At 53.8% G+C, this 17,432-nt stretch carries 13 protein-coding genes; 11 read left to right on the plus strand and 2 right to left on the minus strand.

Features of this window, described 5'->3' with window-relative positions; all coding sequences use genetic code 11:
* Nucleotides 1-22: 22 nt before the first annotated feature.
* The 10 genes from rseP to tilS all read left to right on the plus strand — a co-directional run bounded on the left by rseP (nucleotide 23) and on the right by tilS (nucleotide 13,735).
* Nucleotides 23-1,393: a sigma E protease regulator RseP gene (gene rseP, locus SAMA_RS06005; protein WP_011759262.1), complete on the plus strand. Its 1,371-nt coding sequence runs from the start codon at nucleotides 23-25 to the stop codon at nucleotides 1,391-1,393.
* Between the two features lie 31 nt (nucleotides 1,394-1,424).
* Entirely contained in the window at nucleotides 1,425-3,908 is a 2,484-nt protein-coding gene (bamA, locus tag SAMA_RS06010; protein ID WP_041409703.1) for an outer membrane protein assembly factor BamA, read from the plus strand.
* 62 nt (nucleotides 3,909-3,970) lie between these two features.
* Entirely contained in the window at nucleotides 3,971-4,468 is a 498-nt protein-coding gene (locus tag SAMA_RS06015; protein WP_041410172.1) for an OmpH family outer membrane protein, read from the plus strand.
* Between the two features lie 3 nt (nucleotides 4,469-4,471).
* The gene (gene lpxD, locus SAMA_RS06020; RefSeq protein WP_011759265.1) at nucleotides 4,472-5,497 is read left to right on the plus strand and encodes a UDP-3-O-(3-hydroxymyristoyl)glucosamine N-acyltransferase; all 1,026 of its coding nucleotides are present in this window, start codon (nucleotides 4,472-4,474) and stop codon (nucleotides 5,495-5,497) included.
* A 44-nt stretch (nucleotides 5,498-5,541) separates the two neighbouring features.
* On the plus strand, nucleotides 5,542-6,003 hold the full coding sequence (fabZ, locus tag SAMA_RS06025) for a 3-hydroxyacyl-ACP dehydratase FabZ (protein WP_011759266.1): 462 nt from the start codon (nucleotides 5,542-5,544) through the stop codon (nucleotides 6,001-6,003).
* On the plus strand, nucleotides 6,000-6,770 hold the full coding sequence (gene lpxA, locus SAMA_RS06030) for an acyl-ACP--UDP-N-acetylglucosamine O-acyltransferase (protein WP_011759267.1): 771 nt from the start codon (nucleotides 6,000-6,002) through the stop codon (nucleotides 6,768-6,770). The genes fabZ and lpxA overlap by 4 nt, the downstream gene beginning before the upstream one ends.
* Nucleotides 6,771-6,796: 26 nt before the next feature.
* Nucleotides 6,797-7,978 carry a lipid-A-disaccharide synthase gene (gene lpxB / locus SAMA_RS06035; protein ID WP_011759268.1) on the plus strand — a complete coding sequence of 394 codons (1,182 nt, stop codon included), beginning with the start codon at nucleotides 6,797-6,799 and terminating at the stop codon, nucleotides 7,976-7,978.
* A complete protein-coding gene (gene rnhB / locus SAMA_RS06040) occupies nucleotides 7,978-8,598 on the plus strand; it encodes a ribonuclease HII (RefSeq protein ID WP_011759269.1) in 621 nt (206 codons plus the stop codon). Before lpxB ends, rnhB begins: the two co-directional genes overlap by 1 nt.
* A 159-nt stretch (nucleotides 8,599-8,757) precedes the next feature.
* The gene (gene dnaE / locus SAMA_RS06045; RefSeq protein ID WP_011759270.1) at nucleotides 8,758-12,231 is read left to right on the plus strand and encodes a DNA polymerase III subunit alpha; all 3,474 of its coding nucleotides are present in this window, start codon (nucleotides 8,758-8,760) and stop codon (nucleotides 12,229-12,231) included.
* 10 nt (nucleotides 12,232-12,241) lie between these two features.
* Nucleotides 12,242-13,735, plus strand: coding sequence for a tRNA lysidine(34) synthetase TilS (gene tilS, locus SAMA_RS06050; RefSeq protein WP_011759271.1), 1,494 nt, complete (start codon nucleotides 12,242-12,244; stop codon nucleotides 13,733-13,735).
* Between the two features lie 61 nt (nucleotides 13,736-13,796).
* On the opposite strand, the gene SAMA_RS06055 is transcribed toward tilS, so the two are convergent.
* The gene (locus SAMA_RS06055; RefSeq protein ID WP_041410174.1) at nucleotides 13,797-14,894 is read right to left on the minus strand and encodes a peptidase C39 family protein; all 1,098 of its coding nucleotides are present in this window, start codon (nucleotides 14,892-14,894) and stop codon (nucleotides 13,797-13,799) included.
* A 67-nt stretch (nucleotides 14,895-14,961) separates the two neighbouring features.
* Between SAMA_RS06055 and SAMA_RS06060 the strand changes: the two genes are divergently transcribed.
* Entirely contained in the window at nucleotides 14,962-16,413 is a 1,452-nt protein-coding gene (locus SAMA_RS06060; protein ID WP_011759273.1) for a RimK family protein, read from the plus strand.
* Nucleotides 16,414-16,467: 54 nt separating this feature from the next.
* Here the strand turns inward: SAMA_RS06060 and dgcS are convergent, their stop codons facing one another.
* A complete protein-coding gene (dgcS, locus tag SAMA_RS06065; protein ID WP_011759274.1) occupies nucleotides 16,468-17,379 on the minus strand; it encodes a diguanylate cyclase DgcS in 912 nt (303 codons plus the stop codon).
* Nucleotides 17,380-17,432 lie beyond the last annotated feature (53 nt).

Raw genomic sequence — 17,432 nt, forward strand, 5'->3', positions numbered from 1 at the left:
GGAATATACTCGAAGGAGAGACATGTACGACATCCTCTGGAATGCCGCATCTTTCATCGTTGCGCTGGGTTTGCTTATCACTGCGCACGAATACGGACACTTTTATATTGCCCGGCGCTGTGGCGTGAAGGTGGAACGTTTCTCCATCGGCTTTGGTAAGCCCATCTGGCGTCGTGTTGGCCAGGACGGTACCGAGTATGTCATTGCCATGATCCCACTCGGTGGCTATGTCAAAATGCTGGATGAGCGTGTTGACGAAGTGCCAGCAGCGCTCCAGTCCCAGGCGTTTAATCGTAAAAACGTCTGGCAGCGCATCGCTATTGTGGCAGCAGGCCCGGTGGCAAATTTTATTTTTGCGGTGTTTGCGCTCTACATCATGTACCTGATTGGCGTGCCTTCGTTAAAGCCGGTGATTAATGCGACCCATCAAAATTCTTCGGCGTCAGTCATCACAGTCACGGAACCCATGCAAATCCTTGCGGTCTCAGGACAGAAGGTGCGCAACTGGGAAGAGGTTAATCTCGCCCTGGTTGGCCATATCGGGGATGACAGCCTGAGCCTGACACTGGCACCGCTCGCTCGCCTGGAAGGGCAGAGCGGTGACGAGCGCACCTATACCCTGGATACCCGCAACTGGAAATTCGACCCGGAAAAGGAGTCGGCTATCAGCACGCTTGGGCTGGGTATGCTGAGGCCTCAGGTGTTGCCCTTAGTGGCAGCCGTGACGCCAGGCAGCGCAGCAGATGAAGCAGGTATCAAAGCCGGTGATGAGATTGTCGGTATCAATGGCGTCAGCTATGGCGGTTGGGAATGGTTCGTGGCCACAATTCAGGCATCTTCCAACAAGCCGCTGCAAGTCACTATCAAACGGGGTGGCGAGCAAAAGCAACTGACCGCTACTCCGAAACCCGGCAAAGATGCCCAGGGTAATGAGGTCGGCTTGATTGGTATTACACCTCAGGCCAGCGAACTGCCCGAATCCATGCGTATTCAGTTGAAATATGGCGTGTTAGACTCACTGGCTGTTGCTGCCGACAAAACCTGGCAGTTGACTGTGGTGAGCGTAAAGATGATAGGTAAACTCTTTACCGGTGATGTGTCGGTGAAGAATCTGAGCGGTCCGATTTCAATCGCTCAGGGCGCCGGGAATAGCGCCAACTACGGCTTGGTGTACTTTTTGGGATTTTTGGCTCTTATCAGCGTGAACCTGGGCATCATTAACCTGTTGCCTCTACCCGTGCTCGATGGGGGCCATTTGCTGTATTACTTTGTGGAAGTGATCACCGGGAAGCCTGTACCCGAAAAGGTACAGGAAATAGGATTCAGATTTGGGGCAGCCTTGCTGCTAATGTTGATGAGTATCGCCCTTTTCAATGATTTTGCCCGACTCTGAGCAAGGACAGACAAATAATCAGAAGTGCTCTATGAGATTGAATAAGCTTTTTGCCTCTATGATGCTGCTAGGCGCATCATATTCAGGGACAGGTCTGGCTGAGACCTTTGCGCCATTCACAGTCACCGACATTCAAGTAGAAGGTTTGCAACGTGTTGCACTGGGTGCTGCCTTGCTCAGCCTGCCAATCAAGGTAGGTGATACCGTTGACCAGCTGAAACTGCAGCAGGCCATTAAGAGCCTTTATGCCACCACCAACTTTGATACTGTTTCGGTTGCCAACGATGACGGTGTTCTCGTTGTGACCGTCAAAGAGCGCCCCACCATCAGTGAGGTGACCTTTGAAGGTAACAAGGACATCAAAGACGAACAGCTGCAGGAAAGCCTCGATAACAGTGGTGTGAAGGTGGGTGAAGCCCTCGATCGCACCATGCTGTCAGGTATCGAAAAAGGTCTGCAGGACTTCTACTACGGTGTGGGTAAATACGGTGCCAAGGTTGAGGCTCAGGTCATTAACCTTCCACGTAACCGCGTTGAACTGAAATTCAAGTTTACCGAAGGTCTGGCGGCCGAGATTCGTCAGATCAATATCGTGGGCAACAGCAAGTTTTCCGATGCCGAGCTGATTGGCATGCTTGAGCTGAAAGACTATGTTGCCTGGTGGGATCTCTTCGGTGAGCGCCGCTACCAGAAGCAAAAGCTACAGGCCGACCTTGAAACCATCAAGACTCACTACCATAACAACGGCTATATCCGCTTTGATGTGACCTCTACCCAGGTGGCAATGACGCCTGATCGCAAGGGCCTGTACATCACCATTAACGTGGATGAAGGCGAGCAGTACAAGGTGAAGGAAGTAAACCTCACCGGCGATCTGATGGGCCGCGAAGAGCTGATGCGGGCTATTCTGCCAATCAAGGCGGGTGACCAGTACAACGGCGCCGACGTGACCTTTACCGAAGAAATGTACGCCAAGTATCTGGGGCGTTTCGGTTATGCCTATCCTGAGGTCAAAACCTTCCCGGAAATTGACGACGAAAACAAAGAAGTAACCCTCAATGTGAACGTGCGTCCCGGCAAGCGTGTGTATGTTCGCTCTGTTAACTTCACCGGTAACACTGTGACCAAGGATGAAGTGCTGCGCCGTGAACTGCGTCAGATGGAAGGTGCCTGGCTCAACTCCGCCAACGTAGAACTGTCGAAAAACCGTTTGAACCGTTTGGGCTTCTTCGAAACCGTCGACACCGAAACCGTGCAGGTGCCGGGTACAGATGACCTGGTGGACGTTTCGTTTAAAGTCAAAGAGCAGCCATCCGGCTCTTTTAACGCCGGTATTGGTTACGGCACCGAGTCAGGTATCAGCCTGCAGTTTGGTGTGCAGCAGAGCAACTTTCTTGGTACGGGTAACCAGGCCGGTATCAATATCAATACCAACAAGTATTCCAAGAACGTCAGCCTGTCTTACTCAGATCCTTACTTCACCAAAGACGGTGTGAGTTTGGGTGGCAACATTTACTGGAACGAGTTCGATGCCAACGAGGCGAACCTTGAGCGTTATAAGAACAGCTCTTATGGTGTTGCCCTGAGCAGCGGTTTCCCTGTGAATGAGTACAACCGTCTTAACTTTGGTGTCGGTTTCCGTCACAACACCATTTCGGAAATTTCGGCGTACGAACAGGCGCTGCGCTTTTATAATATTTACCGTGATGAAGACGACCCTAACTCCGACCTCAGCTTCAATAACTTTGAGCTGAACGCAGGTTGGTACAGAAGCACCCTGAACCGCGGCACCTTCCCAACTGATGGCTCCAGCCAGCGCTTGTCGGGCAAGATGTCGACCCCGGGCTCGGATCTCCAGTACTTCAAGACCGACTTGGATACCAACTTCTACTTCCCGCTGACCCGCAGCCACAGCTTCGTACTGTTGAGTCGTGCCCGCATCGGTTACGGTAATGGTTACGGTGACTTCAACGGTAACGACCAAATCCTGCCATTCTGGGAAAACTACTACTCGGGTGGTTCGAGCAGTCTGCGAGGCTTTAAGTCCAACTCTGTAGGCCCACGTTCCTTCTACGTCGTTCGTGGCAGTGAACCCTGTTCTCCTGACCCAAGTGGGGATGGGTGCGGCTTGCCGGGCGATCCTAACCAAATTCAGGTCAGCCAGGGGCGCTCCATCGGTGGTAACGCCGTGGCTACAGCCAGTGTCGAGCTGATTGTGCCAACGCCGTTCCTGGATGAGGCTTACACCAATTCCGTACGGACCAGCTTCTTCGTGGATGCCGGCAACGTATGGGACACCGAGTTTGATTACGACAAGTATCGCTCTTTGCCAGCTGAGGAATTTGCCAAGCTCGAAGACTACAGCGACCCAAGCCGCCTGCGGGCTTCATGGGGTATGAGCGTACAGTGGTTGTCACCCATGGGACCCATGGTATTCAGCCTGGCCTGGCCGATTAAAGAGTACGAAGACGACGAGACCGAGATCTTCTCCTTCAATATTGGCAAAACTTTCTAAAACACATACACTCGGCGACGATTGTGACAAAACACCACAACAAGGAGTTTATTTTGAACAAGATGCTTAACCGTGCACTCGTGACTCTGATGCTGATTGGCGCGCCACTGGCTGCCAATGCAGAGAAAATTGCTGTCGTTGATATGGGTGCCGTGTTTGAACAGCTGCCTCAGCGTGAAGCGATTGGTAAGGCACTGGAAAAAGAATTTGGCGACCGTGAAGCCGAAGTGAAAAAGCTGCAGGGTGATCTGCGCAGCCTGATGGAGAAAAACCAGCGTGATGCAGCGCTGATGAGTGAAACTCAGAAGACTGAGGCGCTGCGCAAGATGGAAGCGCTTCAGGCCGATCTGCAACTGAAGGGCAAAGCCCTGCAGGAAGACGTTCGTCGTCGTCAGGCCGAAGAGCAGAACAAGATCCTGGTTAAGGTTCAGCAAGTCATCAAAGACATCGCCGAAAAGGAACAAATCGATGTCGTGATGCAAAGCGGTGCAGTCGTGTTTGCCAAGCCTCAGCTTGATATCTCCAGCAAGGTAGTAGAAGCGCTGGGCAAGGCCAAGTAATAAATGAAGCAAGTGACTCTGGGCCAATTGGCCGAACATTTGGGAGCAGAACTCAAGGGCGATGGCAGTTTACTGATCTCTTCAGTGGCCACCCTTGAAGATGCAGGTGCCGGACAAATAAGCTTTTTGGCCAACAGTAAATACCGTGCTCAGCTGGAAGGAACCAAAGCGAGTGCCGTACTCTTGTCACCGAAAGATGCTGGCACCTATGAAGGTAATGCCCTCATTCTCAAGGACCCCTACGTCGGTTTTGCCCGGGTCGCTCAATTGCTTGATACCACTCCCAATGCAGCTGAAGGTATACATGCTTCAGCTGTGATTGACCCCAGCGCCCGTTTGGGAGAGGGAGTCAGCATTGGTGCCAATGCCGTCATTGGTGCCAATGTGATCTTGGGTGATAAGGTACAAATAGGCCCTGGTACTGTGGTGGGGCAGGACTCTATCATAGGTTCAGGTACACGCCTTTGGGCCAACGTTACCCTTTACCATGATGTACATTTGGGCATGGACTGTATTGTTCATTCGGGCGCAGTCATTGGCTCGGATGGTTTTGGTTATGCCAACGAACGGGGTAATTGGGTTAAGATCCCCCAGACCGGCGGCGTGCGCATTGGTAACAATGTGGAAATCGGCGCCAGTACCACCATCGACAGGGGGGCCCTGTCCCATACTGAAATTCACGATGGCGTTATTCTCGATAATCAGGTGCAAATCGCACACAACGATGTGATTGGCGCCCACACTGCGATTGCTGGCAACACCACCATCGCCGGCAGTGTGACTATTGGTAAATACTGTATACTTGGTGGCAATAGTGCCGTGGCTGGCCACCTGAGTATCGTCGATGGCACTCATGTCAGCGGCGCTACCAACGTCACCAGTATTATCCGTGAGCCAGGTGTGTATTCTTCCGCCACTATCGCCATGGAAAACAAGTTGTGGCGCCGTAACACGGTGCGCTTCAGACAACTGGATGAGCTTTTCCAGCGCGTAAAGGTGCTGGAAGGCAAACAGCAAGAAGAAAAGTAACGCACAGCCGCTTGCGAGCCAGTGCATCCTGAGGAACAAAATTCGTGTCTAATCAAATGAACACCATGGATATCAAAGAGATACTTAAGTATCTGCCCCACAGATATCCGTTTCTGCTCATAGACCGTGTGCTGGACTTCACCGCTGGTGAATCTTTGCACGCCATCAAAAACGTCACCATCAACGAGCCATTTTTTGTGGGGCATTTCCCTGTCGCTCCCGTGATGCCTGGCGTATTGATCCTTGAAGCTATGGCCCAGGCAACTGGCCTTCTGGCATTCAAGACCATGAGCAGCGAGCCATCGCCAGATGTGCTTTATTATTTTGCCGGTATCGACAATGCTCGTTTTAAACGTGTTGTTGAGCCGGGCGACCAGCTGCACTTTGAAGTGAAAATGATTAAGGAACGCCGCGGGATTGGTGTGTTCTATGGTGAGGCCAAAGTGGATGGTGAGCTGGTTTGCAGCGCAGAAATCATGTGTGCCCGCAGAGAGATTAGCAAGTGATCAGTGAATTAGCTTTCGTCCATCCCGACGCGAAAATTGGCAACAACGTGACCATTGGCCCCTGGAGCTATATTGGCCCGGGTGTCGAAATTGGTGACGATAACATCATTCACTCCCATGTGGTGATTAAAGGCCCGACAGTGATAGGCAAAGGCAACCGGATTTTCCAGTTTGCTTCTGTCGGTGAAGACTGTCAGGACAAGAAATACGCTGGCGAGCCCACCAGGCTTATCATCGGTGACAACAACGTCATCCGTGAAAACGTGACTATCCATCGTGGTACTGTTCAAGACAACAGCGAAACCCGCATCGGCTCCAATAATCTGTTCATGGCCTATGTTCACATTGCCCATGACTGTGTGGTGGGTAACAACGTTATCATGGCCAACAATGCGTCTATCGCCGGCCACGTTCACGTGGGTGATTGGGTTATTCTGGGTGGCATGACCGGTGTGCATCAGTTTGTACACATAGGCGATCATGCCTTTACGGCGGGATGCTCGTTGTTACTTCAGGATGTACCGCCTTTTGTGATGGCAGCAGGTCAGCCAGCCATCCCCCGCGGCTTGAACAGCGAGGGTCTGAAGCGTCGTGGTTTCTCCAAAGAAGCCCAGCTCGCCGTGCGCCGCGCCTACAAAACCTTGTATCGCAGCAACCTGACCGTGGAAGAAGCCACTGCGGCACTCGCCGATGAAATCGCCACAGTGCCGGAAGTGAAGCAACTGATGGACTTCGTTGCCAGCTCTGGCCGCGGCATTATTCGATAACGGATTATGGGTCGTTAAGAGAAAACATGAGCCAATCCAAGCCACTTGTGTTTGCCATGGTCGCCGGAGAACTCTCCGGCGATATTTTAGGTGCCGGTTTAGTTAAAGCACTCAAAGCCCGACATCCCGACGCCCGCTTTGTCGGTATCGGTGGTCCCCGTATGGAGGCGCTTGGATTCGAGTCCCTTTTTGCCATGGAAGAGCTGGCTGTGATGGGGATAGTCGAAGTCCTCTCCCGCCTGCCAAGACTCTTGAAGGTACGCTCCTCTCTGGTATCTCAACTGCTTGCACTTAAGCCCGATTGCTTTATTGGCATAGACGCGCCGGATTTCAATATCGGTGTCGAGCTGAAACTTAAGCAACAGGGTATCAAGACGGTGCACTATGTCAGCCCCTCCGTGTGGGCCTGGCGGCCAAAGCGTATCTTCAAGATAGCCAAGGCCACCAACATGGTGTTGTCCTTGTTGCCGTTTGAGAAAGCCTTTTACGACCAGCATCAGGTTCCCTGTACCTTCGTGGGGCATACCCTGGCCGATGATATCCCCCTTGAGCTCAGTAAAGCCGATGCCCGTGAAACTCTGGGGCTCGATAGGGATGCTGAATATCTGGCGATACTCCCGGGCAGCCGCGGCGGTGAGCTTAAAATGCTCAGTGAACCTTTTATTAAGGCCGCCGTTGCCATTAAAGAGGCTTTGCCTGATGTTCGCTTTATTACCCCCCTGGTGAATGAGAAGCGCCGCGAGCAGTTCCTTACCGCCCTTGAAACCCATGCCCCCGGGCTTGAAATTCAGCTCTTTGATGGTCAAAGCCGTGAAATTATGGCCGCCAGTGACGGCATACTGCTGGCGTCGGGCACAGCGACCCTCGAAGCCATGTTGGTAAAGCGTCCCATGGTCGTCGCCTATCGGGTGGCGCCACTCACGTACAGTATTGCCAGTCGCATGATGCTGATTAAACGTTATTCGTTGCCCAACCTCCTATCCGGTAAGGATCTGGTTCCTGAGCTCATTCAGGCCGATTGCACGCCACAGAAGATTGCCTCCGAAGTGGTTGCCATGATGAACCGGGATAACAGGGCACTGATTGCCGAATTTACCGAAATGCATCAAAACCTCAGGCAAAATGCCAGCGAGCGGGCTGCCGATGCGGTCGATGTGCTGATTGGTGCCAATGCGCCACATGGCCGCAGCTCCAATGAGGTGGGTTGATGGCGGTGTATAAAAATCTTAGCCCAGAGCAAACCGTGCTGCTGCAACAGGGACGGGTCGCCGGCGTTGATGAAGTGGGCCGTGGCCCGCTGGTGGGCGATGTGGTGACCGCTGCGGTTATTCTGGATCCAAACAAGCCCATTGCTGGCTTGAATGACTCAAAGAAGCTCACCGAGAAAAAGCGCGACGCACTTTATCTTGAGATTATGGATAAGGCGCTGGCGGTGTCGGTGGGCCGTGCCAGCCCAACTGAAATCGACGAGCTTAATATTCTCCACGCGACCATGCTCGCGATGCAGCGAGCCGTTGCCGGACTGACGATTGTTCCCGAGTCCGTCCTGGTGGATGGCAACCGAACGCCGGATTTTGGTGTACCTGCCCATGCGGTAGTCAAAGGCGATGGCCTGATAGCCGCTATCAGCGCCGCTTCTGTCATTGCCAAAGTCACCCGTGACCGTGAGATGGGAGAGCTGGATGCCCGGTATCCCCAGTACGGCTTTGCCGGGCACAAGGGATACCCAACCAAGGCACACTTTGAGGCGATAAGTGCCCATGGGGTGCTCGCGGAGCACAGGCGCAGTTTTCGTCCGGTGCGCGAGTGGTTGGAGGCTAACAGCTGAATCCGCAAAATCAAAAAGCAGCCTAGGCTGCTTTTTGATTTTGGTAATATGGGGTAACGGCGGATTAATGGGCGAGCGCCCAGTTAAGCCTTTTGTTGACCTTAACTGCCATGTTATCTTTCCCTATTGATTTCAGAGCAAACCCAAAGCCCAATATTCATGTCACAACCCCGTTTTGTTCATCTGCGCGTTCACTCAGATTTTTCCATGACCGATGGTCTGGCAAAGGTTAAGCCCATTCTTGGCAAGGCCGAGGCCGAGGGCATGGCGGCAATCGCGCTGACGGATCAGAACAATCTCTGTGGTCTGGTGAAGTTTTACAGTACCTGCCATGACAAAGGGATAAAGCCCATTATTGGTGCCGACTTCTGGATGCTGGTGCCCGGGTTTGAAGACGAGTTTTGTGCCGTCACAGTGCTGGCGATGGATAACGAGGGTTATCAAAACCTGACTCAGCTTATCAGTCAGGCGTATCTGCGTGGCCAGGTTCAGGGTAGGGTGGCAATCGATCAGGAATGGCTGCTGACATACAACAGTGGCATTTTGCTGCTCTCCGGCGCCAAAGAAGGGGACCTGGGTAAGGCGCTGATCAAGGGCAACGCCGCGCAGGCGGCCAGCTTAACGCAGTTTTATCAGAAGCATTTTCCAGACCGTTATTTTATCGAACTTATCCGCACCGGCCGTGCCGACGAAGAAACCTATCTGCACATGGCAGTAAAGCATGCTGCCGAGGTCGGGCTGCCCGTGGTGGCCACCAATCAGGTGGTGTTTTTGAGTCCGGAAGACTTTGAAGCCCACGAAATCCGGGTCGCTATTCACGATGGTTTTACCCTGGCTGACAATCGCCGCCCCAAAAAATACAGTGAACAGCAGTATCTTCGCAGTGAAGATGAAATGTGCGAGCTGTTTTCCGATATTCCCGAGGCCATTGAGAACACGGTAGAGATCGCCAAGCGCTGTAACGTGACCGTGCGCCTCGGTGAATACTTCCTGCCTAACTTCCCCACGGGCGAGCTGTCCACCGCCGATTTTCTGGTTGAACGATCCAAAGAGGGCCTTGAAGAGAGGCTGGAGTTTTTGTTCCCCGATCCCGCCGAACGGGCCGAGAAACGTAAGGAATACGATGAGCGTCTGGACATCGAGCTTCAGGTAATTAACCAGATGGGCTTTCCGGGCTACTTCCTTATCGTAATGGAGTTTATCCAGTGGGGTAAGGATAACGGCATTCCGGTAGGGCCGGGCCGGGGCTCCGGTGCCGGTTCCCTGGTCGCCTATGCCCTCAAAATTACCGACCTTGACCCGCTGGAATTTGACCTGCTGTTCGAACGCTTTTTGAACCCTGAGCGGGTTTCCATGCCCGACTTCGACGTTGACTTCTGCATGGACAGACGCGACGAGGTGATTGACCACGTGGCCGAGCTTTACGGCCGCGAGGCGGTCTCGCAGATCATTACCTTCGGTACCATGGCGGCCAAAGCGGTAGTGCGCGACGTTGGTCGGGTGCTGGGTCACTCCTATGGTTTTGTTGACCGTATCTCCAAGATGATCCCGCCTGAGCCGGGCATGACCCTGGCCAAAGCCTTCGAGGTGGAACCCGGTCTTCAGGAGGCCTACGACGCCGATGAGGAAGTAAAAGACCTTATTGATATGGCGCGTAAGCTTGAGGGCGTGACCCGAAACGCAGGTAAACACGCAGGTGGCGTGGTAATTGCGCCCACCAAAATCACCGACTTCTCACCGCTGTATTGCGACGCCGAGGGCAAAAACCCGGTTACCCAGTTCGACAAGAACGATGTGGAATACGCCGGACTGGTAAAGTTCGACTTTTTGGGCCTGCGAACCCTCACTATTATCGACTGGGCACTGGGGATGATTAACCCAAGGCTGGCCAAGCTGGGTAAGCCGCCGGTGGATATTGCCGCCATTCCGCTGGATGACAGCAAGTCATTTAGCGTGCTCAAACGCTATGAGACCACGGCGGTATTCCAGCTCGAATCCCGCGGCATGAAGGACCTTATCAAGCGTCTGCAACCCGACTGCTTCGAAGATATGATTGCACTGGTGGCCCTGTTCCGTCCGGGCCCATTGCAATCGGGCATGGTAGATAACTTTATTGATCGTAAGCACGGTCACGAAGAGATTTCGTACCCGGATGCCACCTGGCAGCACGAGAGCCTCAAACCGATTCTGGAGCCCACCTACGGCATCATCCTCTACCAGGAGCAGGTGATGCAGATTGCCCAGACGCTGGCGGGCTATACCCTGGGTGGCGCCGACATGCTGCGCCGGGCCATGGGTAAGAAAAAGCCTGAAGAGATGGCCAAGCAACGGGCAGGCTTTGAGGCCGGCTCGGTGAAAAATGGCGTGGATGGCGAGCTGGCCATGAAGATCTTCGATCTGGTGGAAAAGTTCGCCGGTTACGGCTTCAACAAATCGCACTCGGCCGCCTACGCTCTGGTGTCCTATCAGACGTTGTGGCTCAAAACCCACTTCCCGTCCGAGTTTATGGCGGCGGTGATGTCGGCAGATATGGACAACACTGACAAGATTGTGACCCTGGTGGATGAATGCGATCGCATGGGGCTTAAAATCATTCCGCCGGATGTGAACAAGGGCCTGTTCAAGTTCACCGTGGATGAAGACCTCAACATCGTTTACGGTATCGGCGCCATCAAGGGCGTGGGTGAGGGGCCGGTGGAGGCCATTCTTGAGGCCCGTAAAGATGGCCCCTTCACCGACTTGTTCGACTTTTGCGCCCGTATCGACTTGAAAAAGCTCAACAAGCGGGTGATTGAAAAGCTGATTTACTCCGGGGCGCTGGATAGCCTCGGGCCGCACCGGGCCTCCATGATGGCGACCCTACCGGAGGCCATGCAGGCGGCAGATCAACACGCCAAGGCCCAAGCCACAGGCCAGCACGATATGTTTGGTCTCCTGAATGATGATCAACAAGACGAGAAGCAGCAATTTGTTGAGTGCACTCCATGGCCGGACAAAATTTGGCTCGAAGGCGAGCGTGAAACCCTGGGGCTGTATCTCACCGGTCATCCCATCAATCAGTATCTGAAAGAGCTGAAAAACTACACCTCCGGCAGGCTAAAGGATATTCACCCCACCGAGCGGGGCAAAACCGTCAAGGCCGCTGGTCTGGTTGTGGCAAGCCGGGTGATGCTTACCAAACGGGGCTCCAAAATGGGGCTGCTGACGCTGGATGACAAGAGTGCCCGCCTGGAGGTGATGCTCTTTACTGAAGCCTTTGAAAAGTTTGGTCATTTGCTCGAGAAAGACCGCATTCTTATCTGCGAAGGGGAAGTGAGCTTCGATGACTTCTCCGGCGGCAACCGCATGACCGCCCGTAATATTATTGATATCAGCGAGGCTCGCAGCCATTTTGCCAAGGCGCTTGAGGTCGATTTGGCGTCACAGCAGGCCACAGAGGCAATGCTGGACAAGTTTTTTGACGTGATTACGCCCTGGAAGGGCGGCGCTGTTCCCCTGATTGTGAACTTCAGCCGCGCTGATGCCAGCGGCCGCTTGCAATTGGGTGACGACTGGCGGGTTGACCCGTCTGACGACCTGGTACTGGCACTGCAAACCCTGATAGGCCCCGATAAAATTCGGATCCAGTTCTAGGATGAGTGGCATGCAAACCTCGCCAGCGGCCGTTGCAACGCTTGATTCACTCGTCTTGCTGATTGAGGCGGCACTTGCAGGCCTGACGCCTTCCAAACTGGTGCTGGGTTACAGCGGCGGGCTGGACTCAGAGCTTATGGCCTGCGCCCTGTCTCATTACGCAAAAAAGCATCCTGGCACCCAGTGTCTGCTGGTGCATGTACATCATGGCCTTAGCCCGAATGCCGATACCTGGGCCCGTCATTGCGAGCATCGTGCCGCTCGCTACGAACTGGAGTTTGTGCTGGAAAAGGTCAGGGTAAAGCAGGGTGCCCGTCTAAGTCTGGAGGCCGAGGCTCGCAGCGCCAGATATGCTGCCTTAATGGCCCATTTGGCCGAAGGCGACGTCCTCCTTACCGCCCATCATCAGGACGACCAGCTGGAAACCGTGCTTCTGGCGCTGGCCCGGGGATTGGGCCCCAAGGGGCTTGCGGCCATGGGACAACAACAGTCCCTCGATGACGGAGCATTCCAGGTAAGGCCTTTTCTGGGCTTGTCCCGTGAGTATCTTGAAGACGCTGCGTCGGCGCTTGATCTCAGCCACATCGAAGATGAAAGCAATCAGGACACCCGCTTCGACCGCAACTTTCTGCGAGCCGAAATTATTCCGCGACTCAAATCCCGCTGGGGTGCCATAGGCGCGACTGCGAGTCGCAGTGCTGAGCTGTGCGCCCAAACCCAAATGCTACTGGATGATGAGGTCAGTGAGCGCCTGACTCCCCTTATCAGCCGTTGTCCTCTGAGTCATGCGTTCAGACTGGCACTGGGGCCAGTCGCTGCCAGCTCAAGGGCGTGGCAGGCACAATTGGTTCGGGGTTTTCTGGAGGTTGCCGGTCTGCCTCCACCATCAAAAATTCAGCTCGACGAGGCATTAAGCCAGCTTTTCGCCGCCAAAGCGGATGCCGCGGTTTCGCTGCGTTTTGGTCGCACCCGTTTGAGGCGATATCAGGGCTGGCTCTACGCCGAAACTGAATCTGATAACGCCAGTCATTCACTGTCCGGTTCCACTAAAACGTCGGCCACTAAAACGTCGGCCACTCAAACGTCGGCGACCCAAACGCCTTTCAGGCAAACTCCTGTCACGCAGCAGATGCTGGCTGAAGGGATTGCGACGCCTTTGGGCAAGCTGCAACTGCTGCCAACAGACGCGGAGAATGAAGGGCAGGACGCGCATTATTGGCAAGCCAGAGTGCCCCTTGGTGCACTCATAGGCGACCTGACGCTGGTATATGGTTTACCCGGCAGCACCAAGGCCTGGCCGGTGGGCCGTGGTAAGCAGCGGGAATTGAAGAAGCTCTGGCAGGAGTTTGACGTACCGCCCTGGCTTAGAATATCCATCCCCATGCTCTGCTGCGACGAGGCGCTGGTAGCCGCTGCCGGAGTATGGGTTGAAAAGACGGCGCTGGAGAAGTCATCGCAACAAGAGAGTGAAGACTGGCTGACCATCAGGCTTTTGCGCATCTGACTATTCTTATTACAGCGAATATCTCCTTCTTGAAACCTCACACACTGACACCAAACGGTGTTCAGTGATGGTTTTCCGGATAAAGCACCACGCAGGCGGTTTGCTTTTTGCGCCCAAATCCCATCACTTTCTCCAGCTCAGCCCGGCTAACCGGCACATAAGCGGCGGAAACCGCATCCTTTTGATGTTCAACAAAGGGGTCGTGAAAGAAAAAATACTCAGGATTGCAGCCACTGAGCGCAATCCAGTGTGGTCCCTTTTCACCGTTGAAACGGTAGGTACTGATAAGCAGAAGTACTGCTGCCCCACGTTGTAAATAGCCCTCCAACTCTTCCAGTGTTGGTGCCCGTGGCAAGGCGCTCACGCCTTTTTGGGCCAGCTGTCCAACAAAATCCTCGTGCACCAGGCTGATAATGGCTTTTTTGTTCTCATCCCTGACACTGTCGATAAAAGGAATGGTATGAGACTGACTGAAGAGGGTAACGTCAAAGCCCCGATTTACCGCTGCCAATGCCAGCCCTTCGGCGCTGCAGCCCCCATGGCCGCTGGTCATGTAGATAGTGGTGGCCTCACGCCACAGTTGCAGCTCCAATAGTCTGCTGGGCTGAAATGAGCGTCGCAGTGCCGCAAATGCCATTTGCAAACAAGCCGGCCCGCAGCTGAATGGCGTGGTTTGCACGTAGAGTGGCATGGGCAGGGTAGTACTTGGACCGGGCGGCTCCAATCGCTTGTGCATTCTCACGCCATCGGCGAGATCGTCATAATAATGCACTAAGGATTTCAGTACCTTATAACCCATTTTTTGATACAGATTCCGGGCTGCCAGATTGTCATTTCGCACCTCCAGGCGTAAGGTGATATAGCCTTTTTCCACCGTGACTTGTTCGACCCGGGTCAGAAGTTCCCGCGACACCCCCCTGCCGCGATAATCGGGGCTGACTGCCAGTGAATACAACCGGGCAAGGTGAGTACCACGGTGAAAAAGCACCAGTGCATAGGCCGCCAGTGTGCTGCCATCGAGTGCCAACATCAGGCAGGCATGGGGGGATTGTATGAACCTGCGCATTTGTCTTGGCGAAATGCGGTCTCCCTCGAAAGCACTGTTTTCGAGGGCATTAAGGGCGTCGAGTTGGGCTAGGCTCGCGAGGCGATATTCCATGGTGATGGCCATCCACAATAGGATAGGCTCATTAAATCCAGTTCAGTGACAGGAGGCAAGTTCAATTATGGCGCAGCTGTTGATAGTGACGGATAACAAGGAGGACTGGCGCCCCTATCTGCCCAGCGAGCAGATGGTGACGGTGAATGAGTATCTGGCCATGGGGGCCTGGGGCAACAGCAAGAATGTGCAGGTATTGAACCTGTGCCGCAACTACGACTACCTCTCCAACGGCTATTATTGCTCGCTGCTGGCCGAAGCCCGTGGCCACAGGGTCTTGCCCAGAGTCATGACCATCAATGACTTGTCTCAGGACCGTTTTTTCAGCCTGCCTCAGGGCGGACTTGAAAAACTGAGTGCCGATCTGGCCGAACTCAGCTTCAAGCTGTTTTTTGGTTACTGCGATATTCCCGCCCTCGAGCGCATTGGTCGCAAAATATTTGAACGTTTTACCGTGCCTGTGCTGGAAGTGAAGCTGGTGAAGTTACAGGAAAAGTGGCAGGTCGACAGTATTCAGCCATTTCCCTATCAGGCGTTGAATGATGCTGAACAAGATGCCTTTGCCAACTCCCTGGAAGTGTTTTCACAGAAGGTGTGGCGTAAGCCCCGGCGTTCACGCAAGTTTCGTTACGAGATGGCAATGCTGGTGGATGAGCGGGAAAAAATGCCTCCATCAAACAAAGGGGCATTGAACCGCTTTATCAAGGCCGCAAACCGCTTGGGGATGGAGCTTGAGTTGATTGGGCCACATGAACTCACAAGGCTCGGGGAGTTTGACGGCCTCTTTATTCGCTCCACCACGAATATCAGTAACTTTACCTACCGTTTCGCCAAAAGCGCCGAGCAGCTGGGACTTATTGTGATGGATGATCCCGAGTCTATCATGAAGTGTACCAACAAGGTATTTTTATCCGAGCTTTTGGCCAGCCACAAGGTTCCTGCACCAAAGAGCATGATTTTTAAAGCATCCGATGAAGGCTGGCAGGATACGCTCATCGCCGAAATCGGCTTGCCAGCGGTACTTAAGGTACCGGATGGCGCCTTTTCCCTGGGGGTAGTCAAGGTGAAAGAGCGGGCACAGCTGGAAGCAGAGGCGATGCGTATCTTCCAGCACAGCAGTTTAATCCTGGCCCAGGAATACCTGCCGACCGAATTTGATTGGCGTATTGGGGTACTTAACCGCCAGCCAATCTACGCCTGCCGTTACTATATGAGCCGTGGTCACTGGCAAATTTACCAGCACCACAAGAGTGGGCGAGTAAGCAGCGGCGGTTTCGATGCTATGGATATGAAGTCGGTCCCCGGTCAGGTGGTGGATGCCGCCGTCAAGGCGGCCAATTTAATCGGCAGTGGTTTTTACGGTGTCGACCTGAAAGAAGTCAATGGCAAAGCCTATGTGATTGAAGTAAATGACAACCCCAGCGTTGATCACGGTGTGGAAGATAAATACCTTGGAGACTTGCTTTACGACAGGGTGATGACCGAATTTCTGCGGCGTATTCAGTTACGGGGTTTTTAAATCAACTGGAAGGAGACTCTTGCCCATCCCTGGGCGACCACTGTCAATTTATTGTCAGCCTTTGACAGGGTGTTGAAGACTGAGGCGATAGCAATTGCGGCCGGCGGCCTTGGCTTGATACAAGGCCTTGTCGGCCCGTTCGTAGAGATTATCCTGGTTTTCTCCCGCCTGGATCTCTGCAGCGCCAAGGCTGGTGTGTATCCGGTTTCGGTAAAAGAAACTGCCTTTGGCCAGTTTGCTTAATATGCGCTCGCACAGCAAGGTCGCCGAGTCCAGCTCGCCCCGCACCAACACCACAAATTCATCGCCGCCAATGCGGAAGGCCTGATCGGTATTGCGGATAGCCGACTTGATAAGCGCGCCGAATTGACGGAGCACGGCATCACCGAACTGGTGGCCGTGGGTATCATTGAGCTGTTTGAAGTTGTCCAGGTCCAGGACTATCAGGGATAACTTGTCCTGATGACGGCTCGCCCTTGCCACCGCATGCTTGATGGCCTGGCCGTAAAAGTTACGGTTTCCAAGGCCTGTCAGGGTATCAAACATCGCCTGCTCAGACATCTTTTGGTACTGAATCGCATTGAGCAGCGGTTGGACCAACATGGACTCCAGCGTTTGCAAAACGCGAATTTGCGCCGGTGTCAGCGGCGCATCGAGACGGTAATCCAGCACAGCACTGCGGCAGATCTCGTTGTTGAGATGCCGTTTCAAACTCACCCCAATGCGCTTTCCCCAGCTGAGCTGCATTTCGGCAAATTGCGCCTGAATGCCGGCAAGCGGCAAATACTGGCCCAGGACTTTGCCAAAACAGGCAAAAACGGTCCTTGGATCCAGGCTCGCATGGAGCTGCTGAACTATGTTGATCAGTGCAAGCTGATCGGGGCCATCGTGGATGTCGACCACGGTGGCGCTGCGGCCAAAGTGGTAATCATCGGGATAGACTTGTGCGGCAATACCAAAGTCCATATTTATTACTCCGGCGGTTCAGGACTTATCTGGTTTGAATTAAGCAAAATGTG

Origin of the sequence: Shewanella amazonensis SB2B (assembly GCF_000015245.1) — a bacterium.
Lineage (GTDB): Bacteria > Pseudomonadota > Gammaproteobacteria > Enterobacterales > Shewanellaceae > Shewanella > Shewanella amazonensis.

What these genes read in the sequence shown, in the direction of transcription:
- rseP (WP_011759262.1), top strand. Translation starts at nt 23, where the DNA reads ATGTACGACATCCTCTGGAATGCCGCATCTTTCATCGTTGCGCTGGGT.
- bamA (WP_041409703.1), top strand. Translation starts at nt 1,425, where the DNA reads ATGAGATTGAATAAGCTTTTTGCCTCTATGATGCTGCTAGGCGCATCA.
- SAMA_RS06015 (WP_041410172.1), top strand. Translation starts at nt 3,971, where the DNA reads ATGCTTAACCGTGCACTCGTGACTCTGATGCTGATTGGCGCGCCACTG.
- lpxD (WP_011759265.1), top strand. Translation starts at nt 4,472, where the DNA reads ATGAAGCAAGTGACTCTGGGCCAATTGGCCGAACATTTGGGAGCAGAA.
- lpxB (WP_011759268.1), top strand. Translation starts at nt 6,797, where the DNA reads ATGAGCCAATCCAAGCCACTTGTGTTTGCCATGGTCGCCGGAGAACTC.
- rnhB (WP_011759269.1), top strand. Translation starts at nt 7,978, where the DNA reads ATGGCGGTGTATAAAAATCTTAGCCCAGAGCAAACCGTGCTGCTGCAA.
- dnaE (WP_011759270.1), top strand. Translation starts at nt 8,758, where the DNA reads ATGTCACAACCCCGTTTTGTTCATCTGCGCGTTCACTCAGATTTTTCC.
- tilS (WP_011759271.1), top strand. Translation starts at nt 12,242, where the DNA reads ATGCAAACCTCGCCAGCGGCCGTTGCAACGCTTGATTCACTCGTCTTG.
- SAMA_RS06055 (WP_041410174.1), bottom strand. Translation starts at nt 14,894, where the DNA reads ATGGAATATCGCCTCGCGAGCCTAGCCCAACTCGACGCCCTTAATGCC.
- SAMA_RS06060 (WP_011759273.1), top strand. Translation starts at nt 14,962, where the DNA reads ATGGCGCAGCTGTTGATAGTGACGGATAACAAGGAGGACTGGCGCCCC.
- dgcS (WP_011759274.1), bottom strand. Translation starts at nt 17,379, where the DNA reads ATGGACTTTGGTATTGCCGCACAAGTCTATCCCGATGATTACCACTTT.